We start from the raw sequence: 15,514 nt of genomic DNA on the forward strand, positions 1-15,514 counted from the left end.
TCGAGTCTAGTTCGTCACTCCGCGTGCGGACCGCCGCGCGCCGCGCTGGGCCAGGCGACGATCAGGGCGACGAGGATCGGCACCGCGATCGTCCAGACGACGCCGGTCGAGAACGCGCCCTCGGCGGGCGCGGGCACCACCACCGAGCCCCCGGGGCCGCGACCCGAGAACAGCAGCGTCGTCGCCATGGCGCCGAGTCCGGTCGCCAGCGCGGCCCACCGGTCCCCCGTCAGCAGCCGCACGGCGAGGACGATGGCGCCCGCGCCGACGACGGCGACCAGCAGGCCCACCGGGAACCAGCCCCACAGGGCGGACTGCGCGATGGTGCCGGCCACGCCGAAGACGGCACCGATGATCAGCGCGACGAGCCAGGTGCCCACCCGCGAAAGCGTCATTCCCACCGCGTCAGTCTAGGCGCCGCGTCATGCCGCGAGGCCCCACAGGCGCAGGAGGGCCGCCACGACGGCGGCGGCGATGACGACGACGAGGAAGGGCGCGCGGAGCAGGAGCAGCCCCGCGGCGACGAGGACCGCGGGCACGCGCGCGTCGACCACGATCTGCTGCCCCGCCCCGAACGTCTGGACGGCGACCAGCGCGGCCAGCAGCGCCACCGTCAGCAGATCGGTGATGCGCGACGGGACGGGCGCTTCGAACCAGCGCGGCGGGATCAGGTAGCCGATCCCCTTCAGTGCGACGCAGACGATCGAGGCGATCAGCACCGCATTCCACATCGTCATGCCGGCACCTCGAAGGTTGGCCGCGCACCGAGCCAGTTCGTCCATCCGACGAGCACCGCGACGAGCGCGGCGACGAGGACGGGGATGCCCGGCATCAGCGCGGGGGTGAGGACCGTCGCCACGACGGCGGCGGCCACCCCGACGGCGACCGCCTGCCTCCGCCGCAGCCGCGGCCACAGGAGCGCGAGGAAGGCCGCGGCGGCCGCCGCATCCAGCCCGTAGGCGCGCGGATCCCCCAGGACGTCGCCGAGGAGCGCGCCGGCGAGGGTGGAGAGGTTCCACCCCAGCCAGATGCCGATCCCGGTGACCCAGAAGCCGACGCGGCGAGCGCGCGGCGTCTCCTGGGCGAGGGCGACCGCCGTCGACTCGTCGATCGTGAACTGCGCCGCGGCGGCACGCCGCCAGGGGCCGGCGCCGACGACCGGCGACATCCGCAGGCCGTAGGCGACGTTGCGCACCCCCAGCAGGCCGGCCGACGCGATGGCCGCCGGCGCGGCGGCGAGGCCGCCCGCGCCGAGGACGCCCACGAAGGCGAACTGCGAACCGCCGGTGAACATCAGCAGGCTCAGCACGCACGTCTGCCAGACGTCGAGTCCGGAAGCCACCGAGAGCGCGCCGAAGGAGACGCCGTAGGCGCTGGTGGCCAGCGCCACGCCGACGCCGTCCCGCCAGGCCCGGCGCGACGCCGCCTCCTCGGCGAGGGCCGTGCGGCGGCTGCCTTCCGGCTGCTCTGGTGAACGCATGATCAGAATGATGAACGATGACTGACTGTTCGTCAAACTGACCGACTGTTTGTCATACTGAACTCATGGACACCCTCGGACCTCGCATCGCGCAGACGCTGCGGCGCGAGCGCGAGCGGGCCGGGCTGGCGCTCTCGGAGCTCGCCCGGCGCGCCGGCGTCTCCAAGGCCACCGTCTCGCAGCTCGAATCCGGCAGCGGCAATCCCAGCGTCGAGACCCTGTGGGCGATCGCGACCGCGCTCGAGGTGCCGTTCTCGGTCTTCGTCGAAGAGCGTCGCGACGGGCCGCAGCTCATCCGCGCCGCCGATCGGTCCGGCATCCGCTCCGCCGAGTCGCCGTACGAGGCGCTGCTGCTCGCCGCCGGTGCGCCCCACGCGCGCAGCGACCTGTACCTGCTGCGCGCCGAGCCGGGCGAGCCCCGGCGTTCACTGCCCCACTCGGCGGGGACCACCGAGCATGTCGTCCTGGTCACCGGGCGCGCCCTCGTCGGGCCGGCAGACGGCGCCTTCACGCTGGATCCGGGCGACTACCTCCGCTACCCCGGAGACGAGCCGCACGTCTTCGAGGCGCTCGAGGAGGGCACCTCGGCCGTCCTGGTGTCCGAGGTCCGGTGACCCGGTACCCTGCCAGCATGAGCAGGATCGAGCGCATGGCCTTTGCCGCGGTCTACCCGCTGTACGTCCAGAAGGCGGAACGGAAGGGGCGCACGAAGGCCGAGGTCGACGAGATCATCGAGTGGCTCACCGGGTTCGGCCCGGCGGACCTGCAGCGTCACCTGGACGCCCAGACGACTTTCCCGGCATTCTTCGACGACGCCGACCTCAACCCCGACGCCTCGCTCATCACCGGGGTGATCTGCGGCGTGCGCGTCGAGGAGATCGACGACCCGTTCATGCGGAAGGTCCGCTATCTCGACAAGCTCGTCGACGAGCTGGCCCGCGGCAAGGCGATGGAGAAGATCCTCCGTCACTGAGCCGCACGCCTCGCGCGTGTCCGGGCGGACTCAGGCGTTGGCGTCCTGGCGCTTCAGGCGAGCCGTGGCGCGGCCGCGCTCGGTCGCGTCGAGCACGACCTTGCGGATGCGCACCTTCTCGGGCGTCACCTCGACGCATTCGTCGTCGCGGGCGAACTCCAGCGACTCCTCCAGCGACAGGGTGCGCGGCGGCGTCATCGACTCGAACGAGTCCGAGGTCGAGGAGCGCATGTTGGTGAGCTTCTTCTCCTTGGTGATGTTCACGTCCATGTCGTCGGCGCGCGAGTTCTCGCCGATCACCATGCCCTCGTAGACCTCTTCGGTGGGCTGCACGAAGAACGACATGCGCTCCTGGAGCGCGATGATCGCGAACGGCGTGACCACGCCGGAGCGGTCGGCCACGATCGAGCCGTTCTGGCGCGTGGAGATGTGACCCGCCCACGGCTCGTAGCCGTGCGAGATGGCGTTGGCGATGCCGGTGCCGCGGGTGGTCGTGAGGAACTCGGTGCGGAAGCCGATGAGGCCGCGCGAGGGCACGACGAACTCCATGCGCACCCAGCCGGTGCCGTGGTTGGTCATCGTCTCCATGCGGCCCTTGCGGGCGGCCAGCAGCTGCGTGATCGCGCCCAGGTACTCCTCCGGCGCGTCGATCGTCAGGTGCTCGAACGGCTCGTAGGTCTTGCCGTCGACCTTCTTGGTGACCACCTGGGGCTTGCCGACCGTGAGCTCGAAGCCCTCGCGGCGCATGTTCTCGACCAGGATGGCGAGGGCGAGCTCGCCGCGGCCCTGGACCTCCCACGCATCGGGGCGCCCGATGTCGACGACCTTCAGCGACACGTTGCCGATGAGCTCGCGGTCCAGACGGTCCTTGACCATGCGGGCGGTCAGCTTGTGGCCCTTGACCTTGCCGACCAGCGGCGAGGTGTTGGTGCCGATCGTCATCGAGATGGCCGGGTCGTCGACCGTGATGGCCGGGAGCGGACGGACGTCCTCCGGGTCGGCGATCGTCTCGCCGATGGTGATCTCCTCGATGCCGGCGATGGCGACGATGTCGCCGGGGCCGGCCGACTCGGCCGGGTAGCGCTCGAGCGCCCGGGTCTTCAGCAGCTCCGTGATGCGGGCGTTGCTGTGGGTGCCGTCATGGCGCACCCAGGCGACGGTCTGGCCCTTCTTGAGCGTGCCGTTGAACACGCGCAGCAGCGCGAGCCGGCCGAGGAACGGCGAGGAGTCGAGGTTCGTCACCCACGCCTGCAGCGGAGCCTCGTCGTCGTACGACGGTGCGGGCACGTGCTCGAGGATCGCGCCGAACAGCGGCTCGAGGTCGTCGTTGTCGGGCAGCGAGCCGTTGTCGGGACGGGTGAGCGACGCGGCGCCCGCGCGCCCGGACGCGTAGACCACCGGCACGTCGAGGAGCGCGTCGACATCGAGGTCGGGCACGTCGTCGACGAGGTCGGAGGCGAGTCCGAGGAGCAGATCGTGCGCCTCCTCCTCCACCTCGGCGATCCGGGCGTCGGGACGGTCGGTCTTGTTGACGAGCAGGATGACGGGCAGCTTCGCCTCGAGCGCCTTGCGCAGCACGAAGCGGGTCTGCGGCAGCGGACCCTCGCTGGCGTCGACGAGCAGCACGACGCCGTCGACCATCGACAGCCCGCGCTCCACCTCGCCGCCGAAGTCGGCGTGGCCCGGGGTGTCGATGACGTTGATGGTCACGGGCACGTCGGTGTGGACGCCGTTGTAGGTGATCGCCGTGTTCTTGGCGAGGATCGTGATGCCCTTCTCACGCTCCAGGTCGTTGGAGTCCATCGCCCGCTCCTCGACGTGCGCGTGCTCGCCGAAGGAGCCCGTCTGACGGAGCATCGCGTCGACCAGCGTCGTCTTTCCGTGGTCGACGTGCGCGACGATCGCGACGTTGCGGAGGTCGGGACGAAGGGCGCGCGCCATGAGATTCCTAAAAGAAGAAGGGGATGCACCCGGAGTCGGGTGCATCCCATTCTACAAGCCGTCGGCCGCGTGCGCGGCCTCGGGGGTTCCTCAGCTCGCCGGGCGGTACTTCTCCTGGGTCGCCAGGAGGGCGGCGCGGGCCTCGCGGCGCTCACGCTGCTCGGTCGGGTCGGGCACCGGAACCGCCGCGATGAGGCGCTGCGTGTACGGATCCTTCGGGTTGCGGAGGATCTGCTCCTTCGAGCCCTGCTCGACGATCTTCCCGTGCTGCATCACCGCGATGCGGTCGGCGAGCAGGTCGACGACGGCGAGGTCGTGCGTGACGAACAGCGTCGCGAACTGCTTCTCCTTCTGGATGTTCTGCAGGAGCTCCAGCACACGCGCCTGCACGGAGACGTCGAGGGCGCTGGTCGGCTCGTCGGCGACGAGGACCTCGGGGTCGAGCGCGAGAGCGCGCGCGATGCCGATGCGCTGGCGCTGACCGCCGGAGAGCTCGTGGGGATAGCGGTTGCGGAAGTCGCGCGGGAGTTCGACCATGTCGAGCAGCTCCTCGACGCGCTTGCCGATCTTGCCGCGCTCCCACTCGGCGAGCTCGAGAGGCTCGCCGATCGAGACGCCCACGGGCCACCGCGGGTTCAGCGACGACCCCGGGTCCTGGAACACGATGCCGAGCTTGCGGCGGACGGCGCGCAGCTGCTTGGCGTCCACGCCCACCATCTCCTGACCGGCCACGCGCAGGGTGCCCTCGGAGATCGGGACGAGACCCACGATCGCGCGGGCGATGGTCGTCTTGCCGGAGCCGGATTCGCCCACGAGGCCCAGGACCTCGCCGGGCTGGATCTTCAGCGACGCGGCCTCGACGGCCTTGAACGCCGGCACGCGCCCGCGCTTGGGGTACTCGATCGAGACGTTGTCGAGGAAGAGCGCCGCCGTCGCGTCCTCGCTGATGCGGTCCTCCTCGGGAGTCGCCTCACCGAGACCGAGGTGCGGGACGGAGGCCATGAGCGCCCGCGTGTAGGGGTGCTGCGCGTTCTCGAAGATCTGCGCGACCGGACCGTGCTCGACGACGTCGCCGTCCTTCATCACCATGACGTCGTCGGCCATGTCGGCGACGACACCCATGTCGTGGGTGATGAGGATGATGGCCGAGTCGAGCTTCTGGTGGAGGTTGCGGAGGAGATCGAGGATCTCCGCCTGCACCGTGACGTCGAGCGCCGTCGTCGGCTCATCGGCGATGAGCACGCGCGGGTCGAGCGCGATCGACTGCGCGATCATGGCGCGCTGCCGCTGACCGCCCGACAGCTGATGCGGGTAGGAGTTGTGCGCCTTCTCGGGGTCGGGCATCTCGACGAGGCCGAGCAGTTCGATCGCGCGGTTCTTCGCCTGCTTGCGCGTCATGCCCGGACGGTGCGTCTGCAGCGTCTCGGCGATCTGGAACCCGATCGTGTAGACGGGGTTGAGCGCCGTCATCGGCTCCTGGAAGATCGCCGCGATGCCTTCGCCGCGCACCTTCCGCAGCTGCTCGGGCGACGTGCCGATGAGCTCGTGACCGGCGAGTCGGGCACTGCCCGTCACGCGCGCGTTCTTGGGCAGCAGCCCCATGATCGCCATGGAGCTCGTGCTCTTGCCGGACCCGGACTCGCCGACGATCGCGAGCACCTTGCCGGGGTGCAGGTCGTAGGTGACGTGCTTGGCGGCGGCGGCCCACTTCGATCCGACCCAGAACTCGACGTTGAGATCCTTGACGGCCAGCGCGGGTCCGTCGTACTTCGCGCCCGGCACGTAGGTGCGCAGGGAATTGCGGCCGTGCTCGATCGAGCCGGTCTCGGGATTCACGTTGTTCGTCTGGGGATCCTTCGCCGCGGTCATCGCTGTGCCTCCCGTGTCAGGATGGGCAGATGCCCCACCCGGTTGTCTTCCGTCCGCGCGGCGGCGTGATCCTCGCCGTCCTCGCCATCGCCCTGTGCCTGGCGATCCTGATCTCCATCGTCGTGACCGACGGTGTCGCGGGCCTGCTCGCGTGGAGCTGGCCCGTGATCGCCGTCGGCTGGCTCGCGTGGCTCCTGTACGTCCGTCCGAGCGTCACGCTCACCGACGGCTTCGTCGAGATCCGCAATCCGCTCCGCACGCATCGCGTGCCGTGGGGCGACATCCTCGACGTCGAGTCGCGCTACGCGCTCAGCATCACCACGACCGATCGTCGGGTGATCCGCGCGTGGGCCGCTCCGGCGCCCGGCGCACGCCAGGCCCTGGGGACCCGCCGCGCCGATGTCGCGCGCGCTCCCGGCGACGGCGAGACGCGCCGCCCGTCGGACGCCGAGGGCACCCACTCGGGCGATGCGACCGCACTCGTGATCCGCGCGCTCGAGCAGCACCGTCGCACCGGCGGCGCGAGCCTGCCCGGCGGCACCGTGTCGACGTGGGCCGTGCTGCCCCTGGCGGTCACCGCGGTGCTGCTGATCGCCGCGGTGGTCAGCCTGTCGCAGGCGATCGCTCACGGCTGATCGCCCCGCTCACGGGCGGCGGCGTTCGGATCGTCCGAGGCCACGCCCTCCGGGTCGCTCGCGCTCGTCGGGCCGTCGACGAAGATCGGCGCCTGGGCCGACGGGATCGCGGCGACGGCACGGGCGGCCTTGCGCTTGCTGACCTTCGACTGCTGGCGCGGGTCGAACGCATCCCGCAGGCCGTCGCCGATGAAGTTGATGCACAGCGCCAGGATGATGATGAAGAAGCCGGGCCACCAGAAGAGCCAGGGACGCGTGCGGAACGCCTCGCGGTACTCGGAGATGATCTGGCCGAGGGAGACGTCCGGGTAGCTGATGCCGAAGCCGATGAAGGCGAGGGCCGCCTCCGTCAGCACGGCCGCACTCATCAGCAGCGTCGTGTTCACGATGATGATGCCGACGGCGTTGGGCAGGATGTGGCGGAAGATCACGCGGCCGCTCGACGCGCCGGCGACGCGTGCGGCGTCGACGAACTCGCGCTCGCGCAGGGCGAGGAACTCGCCGCGCACCAGTCGCGCGAGGCCTGTCCAGCTGAGGATGCCCAGGAAGAGACCGAAGACGATGGCACTGGAGCCGCCCAGCAGCTTTCCGATGATCGAACCGATGACGATGATCGGGATGATGATCACGACGTCGGTGAAGCGCATGATCACCGCGTCGACCCAGCCGCGGTAGAAGCCCGACAGGGCGCCGAGGAGCACGCCGAGGACGAGCGACACGATCCCGACGATGAACATGACCGTGATCGACTGCTGGGTGCCGCGCATGACCTGCGCGAACACGTCCTTGCCGAGCGTGTCCTGCCCGAACGGGTGCTCGCCGATCGTCAGCGTGAAGATGTTGAGGGTCGGCATTCCGCCGTTGACGACCGGGTACGTCGTGAACCAGTCGAGCGGCCACCAGCCGGGGATGCGGAAGCCGTTCACCTGGAGCGCGCCGTCCGGACCCGCCTCGAGGCTGCCGGTGCCGCCGACGACGGTGCCGACCGACGTGAACGCCAGCAGGATCGTCAGGACGAGGACGACGAGGGCGACCATCGCGCCCTTGTGGCGGAAGAACCTGCGGCGGACGAGCTGGCCCTGACTGAGACCGGCGAGGGCCTTCTGCTCGAGGGACTGCTCCGACCCGCGGTCCTGCGGGGCGTCGGTGGGAAGTGGTGTGGTCGACATGTCAGCTCACCCGGATCCGGGGGTCGAGTGCGGAGTACAGCAGGTCCGCGATGAGGTTGAAGATGACGGCGAGGACGCCGGTGACGAGGAAGAAGCCCATGACGAGGTTCACGTCACCGTGCCCGAGGCCGTCGACGAACAGGGAACCCATGCCCTTCCACGCGAAGATCGTCTCGGTGATGACGGCACCGCCGATCAGGGCGCCGATGTCGAAGGCGATGATCGTGGCGATCGGGATGAGGGCGTTGCGCATCGCGTGGCGGACGATGACCGTCCGCTCGCTCAGGCCCTTGGCACGCGCCGTGCGGACGTAGTCCTGGTTCATGACCTCGAGCAGGCTCGAGCGCGCGTACCGCGTGTAGGCGGCGATCGACACGAGGGACAGGGCGATGGTCGGCAGCAGCAGGTGCGTGAAGCCGTCCATGATCTGGAACCACATGTCCCCGGACAGGTTGGGGGTCTGCGAGCCGATCGTGGCGATCGCGCCCGACTGCGGGATCTTCCGCAGGTAGTCCTCGTACACGAGCATCGTGCGGTCCACCACCATCGTGAAGAAGGTGATGAAGCTCACGATCGCCGCCGTGCGGGCGGCCTCCTTCTTGCCGTCGCCGCCGACGACGAAGCCGACGCCGATGCCGAGGGCGATCGCCACGAGGTACATGAGGATGAGCATCCAGCCCTGCGGCACGAAGAAGAACAGGTACTGGATCGGGAAGTACACGGCGACCCAGATCGCCACGACGATGAGCGCGGCGTAGAGCGTCCGGCGGTTGGCGAGACCCGTCGAGATCGCGGTGACGCCGACGGCTGCGCCGACGCCGGTGAGGATCACGCCGACGATGCCGATCGACGGCGAGGCGAACCAGTCCGTGATCTGCAGGAACGCGAGCAGGAGGACGGTGACGAGGAACGCCGAGCCGAAGGTGATGAGGCGCTTCCTTGCGCCTCCCCCGAGGATGCTCATGAAGACGAACCCGGCGACCAGGCCGCTGACGATCATCACCGTGATCGGGATGTCGGGATCGGCGAGGAACTGGTTGAACTGGATGGCGCCGAACTCCTTGAGGAGCACCGCGATCCAGAAGATCGGGAGCGAGTACACGATGAAGGTCATGAAGGTGACCGTGTAGTCGAAGCCGCTGTACTGACGCAGCGCCGTCAGGATGCCGATCGTGAGACCGACGATGATCGCGATGATCGTCGCGGCGGTGACGAGCTGGATCGTCGAGTTCGCCGCGTTGGCCACAGCGGCGGTGACGGGCTGGTCGCTGCGGCTGAAGGCGACGCCGAGGTCGCACTGGCCGATGAGGCACTTCGATGCGCCGCCGAGCCACAGGAAGTAGCGGACGATGACCGGAGAGTTGAGGTTGAGCTTCTCGATCCGCAGAGCGATCTGCTCTTCACGGTTCGGGGCGTTGCTGCCGCGCAGTTCGCGGAGCGGATCGGACCCGATCGACGTCAGGGTGTAGACGATGAACGAGGCGACGAGGAGGACCAGCAAGATGGCGCCGAGCCGACGCAGGATGAAGGTCAGCACGTGCAGCCTCTCAGGTGGGTGGCTGAGGACATGGGTATTTCCATTCGCAACGAGGCGGGTAAGCCTCAAAAGTACTACGCGTCGGCGCCGAGGACAGGACGGAGGAGACGGCGGGCCGACACGACTGTGGGTGCCGAGGGGTCACCTCGGCACCCACAGTCAAGAGTCAGAGCGAAGGCTCCGGGTGGGAGGCGCTGGCCGCCCACCCGGAGCTTCGGATCACTCCGATGCCGCGCCGGCCGGCGCCCACTCCCAGAAGTTCCAGAAGTAGTCGGGGCTCAGCGGCATGATCTTCACACCGGTGACGCGGTCGCTCGAGACGAGCAGGCCCGGGAACTGGTACAGCGGGATCGAGGCGGCGTCCGCCCAGATGCCGGTCTCAGCCGTCTTGAGCAGCTCCGTCTGAGCGTCGGCGTCCGACGTCGTGTTGAGCGTGCGCAGCGCCTCCGAGGTCTCCTCGTTGCAGAAGCCGTTGTAGTTTCCGCCCTTGGCCATCGGGTCGTCGTAGCAGGCGTAGATCTGGTCCGAGCCACCCACGGCGAGCGAGGTCTGCGACCAGGCGAAGATCGTCGCGTCGTGCGGGTTGATCGGCTCCTGCGACGGGTCGGTGAAGACCCAGTTCGGCTCGCTCTCGTCGACGAGCTTGAAGCCCGCCTTCGCTGCCGAAGCGGCGATGAGCTCGTACTCCTGACCACGACGGACGTTGCCCTCGGGGTACCAGAAGCCGACCTCGACCTCACCGGTCACGCCGGCCTCGGCCAGGAGCGCCTTGGCGCCCTCGATGTCGACCTCGGCGTAGTCGGCGGAGCCGTTGGCCTCGGACAGGATCGGGTAGCGGACCGTGTCGGACGCGCTCACCAGGTGCGTGTTGCGGACGGTGGCGTCCGGGTTCAGCGGCTTGATGATCTTGTCGACGATCTCCTGACGCGGGATGGTCTTCAGGAACGCCTGGCGAACCTTGAGGGCCTTCTCCTCGTCACCGCCGTAGGTGGCGGGGTCGAACGGACCGCCGTTGTTGAACGTCAGGTCGACGTGCTCGTGCGAGGCCTGGACACCGGTCTGCACCTCAGCGGTCTCGATGCCGTTGGCGAGCTCGAGGATGTCCGACGTCGGCTGACCCGTCCAGATGTCGAGCTCACCCGACTGGAGGGCCTGCAGCGCCGTGGTCGAGTCGGCGATCGCGCGGATCGTGATCTTCTCGTACTGCGGCGACTCGCCCCACGTGAACAGCGGGTTGGCGACGAGGGTGGTGTACTCGTCCTCCTTGGTGTCCAGCAGGTTGTACTGACCGGCGGTCAGGAACGCCGCGGGGCTCTCCGGCATCTCGGTGTAGACGTAGTCGTCGTTCCACGCCGTCGCGAGGGCGGTGAGGACCTCGGTGTCGCCGTCGGTGATCGCCGCGATGACCTTCTCCTTGGCACCCTCGGCGAAGGTCTTCGCCGCGTCGGTGTACTTGGTGAAGTCGTCGTCCGACTCGGAGGACTTGTAGGTGTCCCAGGCGGCCTGGACGTCGGCGTACTCGTCCGGGTAGGCGAGCGCGTAGGTGCCGTGCGCCGAGACGGTCAGCGGCTGGATGAGCTCCCAGTCCACGTAGGGCTCGTCGTACTTGAGCGTGATCTCCTTGTCGCCGGTCTCCGGCGTCTCGGTGATCAGCGCGTAGCCCGTCGTGGCGGCCGGAGCCCAGCCACCCTCGACGTTGCCCGAGAGCGCGGCCCAGGCCATCAGCATGTCGGCCTCGTCGATCGGGACACCGTCGGACCAGACCGCGTCAGCGGTGATCTTGTAGTTGACCGTCAGCGGGTCGTCGCTCGTCTTGTCGTACGTACCGAAGTCCGTGTTGCGGACCCACTCCGGCGTGTTGTCGTAGTAGCCCCACGACGACGCCGAATCGGTGATGTACTTCACGTTCGAGTTGGCGGTGTTGTTGCCCGCGCTGCTGCTCGAGTTGAAGGCCATGAAGCCCTCGTTGTAGGCAACGAAGATCTCGGTGCCTTCCTGAACGTCCGACTGGTACGGGTTGCCGCAGCCGGAGAGCACGAGTGCCCCCACTGCCAGGACACCCACGCCCGCCGCAAGACGTGCGATCTTCACATTTCCTCCTGTGCAAAGGTGATGCGCCCAGCCTGAAACAGCCCTGGGCACGGATACGACACACCATAAGCACGGGGCCCGGCACCGGACAAACCGACTCGGGGAACCGTTACAGATCCTTTACTGAAATCAACATGCCTGTGACAATCTGACAACGTGACCGACACACACGCCGCGATATCGCCCAGTTCTGCTCACGCACGCGCGCGATTGTGGTGGGAGATCGCGCTCGTGCTGGCGCTGTCGGTCGGCCGCTCGGCGCTGTACTCCGTGCTCTCGCTGATCCAGGCGCTGACGCGGGAAGAGGCGCTCGGCGACCAGTCGACCTCCCTCAACCCCGGCGCCGACGCCCAGCAGTTCTGGGACGTGCTCTACCAGTTCCTCTCGCAGTTCTTCGCACTCGTGCCGGTGGCGCTGGCGATCTACTTCCTCTGGGAGCCGGGCCGCTCGGCGTTCCGGCGGATCGGCCTCGACTTCCGGATGTTCGGCCGCGACGCCGGGGCCGGCGTGCTGCTCGTGGCGGTCATCGGCATTCCGGGCCTGGCGCTCTACGCCGGCGGACGCGCCCTCGGCATCACGGTGCAGGTCGACGCCTCGCCCCTCGATCCCTCGTGGTGGACGATCCCCCTGCTGCTGCTCGCGGCGCTGCGCGCGGGTCTGACGGAGGAGGTCGTCTTCCTGGGCTACCTCTTCGATCGCCTCCGCCGCCTCGGCTGGAGCACGTGGACGATCATCCTGTCCACCGCGGCGCTGCGCGGCGCCTACCACGCCTATCAGGGCTTCGGTGCGATCGTGGGCAACATCGCGATGGGCGTCGTCTTCGGCTGGGTGTACCACCGCTGGGGCCGCGTCATGCCGCTCGTGATCGCCCACGTGCTCATCGACATCGTCGCCTTCGTCGGCTATCCCCTGGCCGCCGCCTGGTGGCCCGCCCTGTTCTGACCTCGTCGCCTCGCGGAAACACGACGAGACGACGAGGTCGGACGGTCAGGCGAAGGCCTCCACCGGGGGGCACGCGCAGACGAGGTTGCGGTCGCCGAAGGCGTTGTCGATGCGGCGCACGGGCGGCCAGTACTTCGTGCGCACGAGGCTGCGCACCGGATAGACGGCCTCTTCGCGGGTGTAGGCATGATCCCACGCGGTCGCGACGACCGCCTCCGCGGTGTGCGGGGCGTTCACCAGCGGGTTGTCGGATGCCGGCCACTCCCCCGCCTCGACGCGGGCGGCCTCGGCGCGGATGGCGACCATGGCCTCGACGAACCGGTCGAGCTCGCCGATGTCCTCGGACTCCGTCGGCTCCACCATGAGGGTGCCCGCGACCGGGAACGACATCGTCGGAGCATGGAACCCGTAGTCGATGAGGCGCTTGGCGACGTCGTCGACGGTGATCCCCGTCTGCTCCTTGAGCGGACGCAGATCGAGGATGCACTCGTGGGCGACGAGGCCTCCCTCGCCCGCGTACAGGACCGGGTAGTGGTCCTGCAGGCGATGCGCGACGTAGTTCGCCGCGAGCACCGCGGCCCCCGTCGCCTCGCGGAGACCCTGTGCTCCCATCATCCGGACGTACGCCCACGAGATCGGGAGGATCGAGGCCGACCCGTAGGGCGCCGCGGAGACGGGACCGCCGTCGAACACGAAGCCGCCGGCATGCTCGGCGCGCTGGGCGAGCGGGTGCGACGGCAGGTACGGCGCGAGGTGCGCCTTGGCCGCCACCGGACCGACGCCCGGGCCGCCCCCGCCGTGCGGGATCGCGAACGTCTTGTGGAGGTTGAGGTGCGACACGTCGCCGCCGAGGTCGCCGAAGCGGGCGAAGCCGAGGAGGGCGTTGAGGTTCGCGCCGTCGACGTAGACCTGTCCGCCCGCGGCGTGGACGGCCGCGGTGATGTCGAGGACGTCGTGCTCGTAGACGCCGTGCGTGGACGGGTAGGTGATCATGAGCGCGGCGAGCGCGTCGGCGTGGGCCGTCACCTTCTCCCGCAGATCGCCCAGGTCGACGTTCCCGGCCTCGTCGCACGCGACGACGACCACCTTCATCCCGGCGAGGACGGCCGAGGCCGCATTGGTGCCGTGGGCGGAGGACGGGATGAGGCAGACGTCGCGGTGCGTGTCGCCGTTGGCGTGGTGGTAGCCCCGGATCGCGAGCAGACCCGCCAGCTCCCCCTGCGAGCCCGCGTTGGGCTGCAGCGACACCGCGTCGTAGCCGGTGACCTCGGCCAGCCACGACTCGAGCTGCTCGATCATCACGAGGTAGCCGGCGACGTCCTCGGCGGGCGCGAACGGATGCACCCGGGCGAACTCGGGCCACGAGACGGCCGCCATCTCGGTGGCCGCGTTCAGCTTCATCGTGCACGATCCGAGCGGGATCATGCCCCGGTCCAGCGCGTAGTCGCGGTCGGCGAGCTGCTTCAGGTAGCGCATCATCGCCGTCTCGGAGCGGTGCGTGTGGAAGACCGGGTGCGTGAGGAACTCGTCCTCGCGCACCAGCGAGGCGGGCGCCTGGTCGGCGAACGAGCCGGACACGAACGCGAAGGCGCGCGACTCCGGCCCGCCGAACACCTGGGCGAGCGCATGCAGCTCGGAGACGGTGGTGGTCTCGTCGACCGAGATGCCCACCGAGTCGGCGTCGCGGAACCAGAGCTGGAGCCCGCGGTCGCGCGCCGCATCGACGATCGCCTCGGCGTTGCCCGGCGTGCGCACGACGATCGTGTCGAAGAAGTGCTCGTGGAGCACCTCGCCGCCGGCGTCGACGATCCAGTCGCGCAGGAGCGCCGCGTGTCCGGCGACGGTGCGGGCGATCTGCGCGAGACCGTCCGGACCGTGGTACACCGCATACATCGACGCCATCACGGCGAGCAGGACCTGCGCGGTGCAGATGTTGCTCGTCGCCTTCTCCCGGCGGATGTGCTGCTCGCGCGTCTGCAGGCTGAGGCGGTACGCCGGATGGCCGACCGCGTCCTGCGAGACGCCGACGAGGCGCCCGGGGAGCTGACGCTCGAGTCCGGCCCGCACCGCGAGATAGCCGGCGTGGGGGCCGCCGAAGCCCATCGGCACGCCGAAGCGCTGCGTCGTGCCGACCGCGATGTCCGCGCCGAGCGACCCGGGCGAGCGCAGCAGCGTGAGCGCGAGGAGGTCCGCGGCGACGACCACGAGCCCGCCCTGGGCCTGCACGGCGGCGATGGCCTCGGAGGGGTCCCAGACCCGTCCCGTCGCGCCCGGGTACTGGATGAAGGCGCCGAAGGCGTCGACGGGCTCAGGGGCGCCATCGGCCGGCGACGGGTCGAAAGCGGTCTCTCGCACCTCGATGCCGAGGGCGGCGGCACGGTGGGTGATCAGCGCCTTGGTCTGCGGCAGGGCGTCGGCGTCCACGAGGAACACCTGGGAGCGGCTCCGCGAGGCGCGCCGGGCGACGAGCATGCCCTCCACGACCGCGGTCGACTCGTCGAGCATCGACGCACCGGCCGTCTGGAGACCGGTGAGGTCGGTCACCATCGTCTGGAAGTTGATGAGCGCTTCGAGCCGGCCCTGGGAGATCTCCGGCTGGTAGGGCGTGTACGCCGTGTACCAGGAGGGGTTCTCGAGCACGTTCCGGGCGATCACCGACGGCGTCAGCGTGTCGTAGTAGCCGAGCCCGATGAAGGAGCGCGCGACGCGGTTCTGGGATGCGAGGTTGCGCAGCTCCGCGAGGGTCTCCGCCTCCGATGCCGCAGGCGGGATCACGGAGGCGTCGCCCAGCGGCGTCGCGTGGATGGAGGCGGGGACGGCGCGCTCGACCAGCGACTCCACGCTGTCGAATCCCAGGACGCCCAGCATCCGCTCCTG

Annotated in this window: 13 protein-coding genes; 4 read left to right on the plus strand and 9 right to left on the minus strand. The window is 69.5% G+C overall.

The features are described 5' to 3' along the window. Nucleotides 1-14: 14 nt before the first annotated feature. The 3 genes from ACPWUT_RS08615 to ACPWUT_RS08625 are packed head-to-tail and all read right to left on the minus strand — an operon-like array spanning nucleotide 15 to nucleotide 1,480. On the minus strand, nucleotides 15-395 hold the full coding sequence (locus ACPWUT_RS08615; RefSeq protein WP_425842228.1) for a DUF6113 family protein: 381 nt from the start codon (nucleotides 393-395) through the stop codon (nucleotides 15-17). 27 nt (nucleotides 396-422) lie between these two features. Continuing rightward, nucleotides 423-737, minus strand: coding sequence for an AzlD domain-containing protein (locus ACPWUT_RS08620; RefSeq protein WP_425836563.1), 315 nt, complete (start codon nucleotides 735-737; stop codon nucleotides 423-425). Continuing rightward, the gene (locus ACPWUT_RS08625; RefSeq protein ID WP_425836566.1) at nucleotides 734-1,480 is read right to left on the minus strand and encodes an AzlC family ABC transporter permease; all 747 of its coding nucleotides are present in this window, start codon (nucleotides 1,478-1,480) and stop codon (nucleotides 734-736) included. The genes ACPWUT_RS08620 and ACPWUT_RS08625 overlap by 4 nt, the downstream gene beginning before the upstream one ends. 65 nt (nucleotides 1,481-1,545) lie before the next feature. Between ACPWUT_RS08625 and ACPWUT_RS08630 the strand changes: the two genes are divergently transcribed. Together ACPWUT_RS08630 and ACPWUT_RS08635 are read left to right on the plus strand one after the other, a co-directional pair. After that, nucleotides 1,546-2,094, plus strand: coding sequence for a helix-turn-helix domain-containing protein (locus tag ACPWUT_RS08630; RefSeq protein ID WP_284527568.1), 549 nt, complete (start codon nucleotides 1,546-1,548; stop codon nucleotides 2,092-2,094). A 17-nt stretch (nucleotides 2,095-2,111) separates the two neighbouring features. Next, nucleotides 2,112-2,453: a DUF2200 domain-containing protein gene (locus ACPWUT_RS08635; RefSeq protein ID WP_284527569.1), complete on the plus strand. Its 342-nt coding sequence runs from the start codon at nucleotides 2,112-2,114 to the stop codon at nucleotides 2,451-2,453. 30 nt (nucleotides 2,454-2,483) lie between these two features. Here ACPWUT_RS08635 and typA read toward each other — a convergent pair whose 3' ends face one another. After that, nucleotides 2,484-4,394, minus strand: coding sequence for a translational GTPase TypA (gene typA / locus ACPWUT_RS08640; protein WP_284527570.1), 1,911 nt, complete (start codon nucleotides 4,392-4,394; stop codon nucleotides 2,484-2,486). Between the two features lie 90 nt (nucleotides 4,395-4,484). Further along, nucleotides 4,485-6,263 carry an ABC transporter ATP-binding protein gene (locus ACPWUT_RS08645; RefSeq protein ID WP_284527571.1) on the minus strand — a complete coding sequence of 593 codons (1,779 nt, stop codon included), beginning with the start codon at nucleotides 6,261-6,263 and terminating at the stop codon, nucleotides 4,485-4,487. A gap of 29 nt (nucleotides 6,264-6,292) precedes the next feature. Between ACPWUT_RS08645 and ACPWUT_RS08650 the strand changes: the two genes are divergently transcribed. Then, nucleotides 6,293-6,898, plus strand: coding sequence for a PH domain-containing protein (locus ACPWUT_RS08650; RefSeq protein WP_425836572.1), 606 nt, complete (start codon nucleotides 6,293-6,295; stop codon nucleotides 6,896-6,898). Here the strand turns inward: ACPWUT_RS08650 and ACPWUT_RS08655 are convergent. The 3 genes from ACPWUT_RS08655 to ACPWUT_RS08665 all read right to left on the minus strand — a co-directional run bounded on the left by ACPWUT_RS08655 (nucleotide 6,889) and on the right by ACPWUT_RS08665 (nucleotide 11,695). Next, nucleotides 6,889-8,067 (minus strand): ABC transporter permease, encoded by a 1,179-nt coding sequence (locus tag ACPWUT_RS08655; RefSeq protein WP_284527573.1) that lies wholly within the window; start codon nucleotides 8,065-8,067, stop codon nucleotides 6,889-6,891. The genes ACPWUT_RS08650 and ACPWUT_RS08655 overlap by 10 nt on opposite strands. 1 nt (nucleotide 8,068) lies before the next feature. Continuing rightward, nucleotides 8,069-9,604 carry an ABC transporter permease gene (locus ACPWUT_RS08660; protein ID WP_284527574.1) on the minus strand — a complete coding sequence of 512 codons (1,536 nt, stop codon included), beginning with the start codon at nucleotides 9,602-9,604 and terminating at the stop codon, nucleotides 8,069-8,071. Nucleotides 9,605-9,823: 219 nt separating this feature from the next. Continuing rightward, nucleotides 9,824-11,695 (minus strand): ABC transporter family substrate-binding protein, encoded by a 1,872-nt coding sequence (locus ACPWUT_RS08665; RefSeq protein ID WP_284527575.1) that lies wholly within the window; start codon nucleotides 11,693-11,695, stop codon nucleotides 9,824-9,826. Between the two features lie 156 nt (nucleotides 11,696-11,851). On the opposite strand from ACPWUT_RS08665, the gene ACPWUT_RS08670 reads away from it, so the two are divergent. Next, nucleotides 11,852-12,637 carry a CPBP family intramembrane glutamic endopeptidase gene (locus ACPWUT_RS08670; protein WP_425836577.1) on the plus strand — a complete coding sequence of 262 codons (786 nt, stop codon included), beginning with the start codon at nucleotides 11,852-11,854 and terminating at the stop codon, nucleotides 12,635-12,637. Nucleotides 12,638-12,682: 45 nt separating this feature from the next. Here ACPWUT_RS08670 and gcvP read toward each other — a convergent pair whose 3' ends face one another. Next, nucleotides 12,683-15,505 (minus strand): aminomethyl-transferring glycine dehydrogenase, encoded by a 2,823-nt coding sequence (gcvP, locus tag ACPWUT_RS08675; RefSeq protein ID WP_425842230.1) that lies wholly within the window; start codon nucleotides 15,503-15,505, stop codon nucleotides 12,683-12,685. Between the last annotated feature and the right edge of the window lie 9 nt (nucleotides 15,506-15,514).

The sequence above is a fragment of the Microbacterium sp. PA5 genome, from assembly GCF_049860775.1.
Lineage (GTDB): Bacteria > Actinomycetota > Actinomycetes > Actinomycetales > Microbacteriaceae > Microbacterium.

Excerpts from the sequence above, each read along its gene's own strand:
- ACPWUT_RS08650 (WP_425836572.1), top strand. The coding sequence starts at position 6,293 with ATGCCCCACCCGGTTGTCTTCCGTCCGCGCGGCGGCGTGATCCTCGCC.
- ACPWUT_RS08620 (WP_425836563.1), bottom strand. The coding sequence starts at position 737 with ATGACGATGTGGAATGCGGTGCTGATCGCCTCGATCGTCTGCGTCGCA.
- ACPWUT_RS08630 (WP_284527568.1), top strand. The coding sequence starts at position 1,546 with ATGGACACCCTCGGACCTCGCATCGCGCAGACGCTGCGGCGCGAGCGC.
- typA (WP_284527570.1), bottom strand. The coding sequence starts at position 4,394 with ATGGCGCGCGCCCTTCGTCCCGACCTCCGCAACGTCGCGATCGTCGCG.
- ACPWUT_RS08625 (WP_425836566.1), bottom strand. The coding sequence starts at position 1,480 with ATGCGTTCACCAGAGCAGCCGGAAGGCAGCCGCCGCACGGCCCTCGCC.
- ACPWUT_RS08655 (WP_284527573.1), bottom strand. The coding sequence starts at position 8,067 with ATGTCGACCACACCACTTCCCACCGACGCCCCGCAGGACCGCGGGTCG.
- gcvP (WP_425842230.1), bottom strand. The coding sequence starts at position 15,505 with ATGCTGGGCGTCCTGGGATTCGACAGCGTGGAGTCGCTGGTCGAGCGC.
- ACPWUT_RS08645 (WP_284527571.1), bottom strand. The coding sequence starts at position 6,263 with ATGACCGCGGCGAAGGATCCCCAGACGAACAACGTGAATCCCGAGACC.
- ACPWUT_RS08635 (WP_284527569.1), top strand. The coding sequence starts at position 2,112 with ATGAGCAGGATCGAGCGCATGGCCTTTGCCGCGGTCTACCCGCTGTAC.
- ACPWUT_RS08615 (WP_425842228.1), bottom strand. The coding sequence starts at position 395 with ATGACGCTTTCGCGGGTGGGCACCTGGCTCGTCGCGCTGATCATCGGT.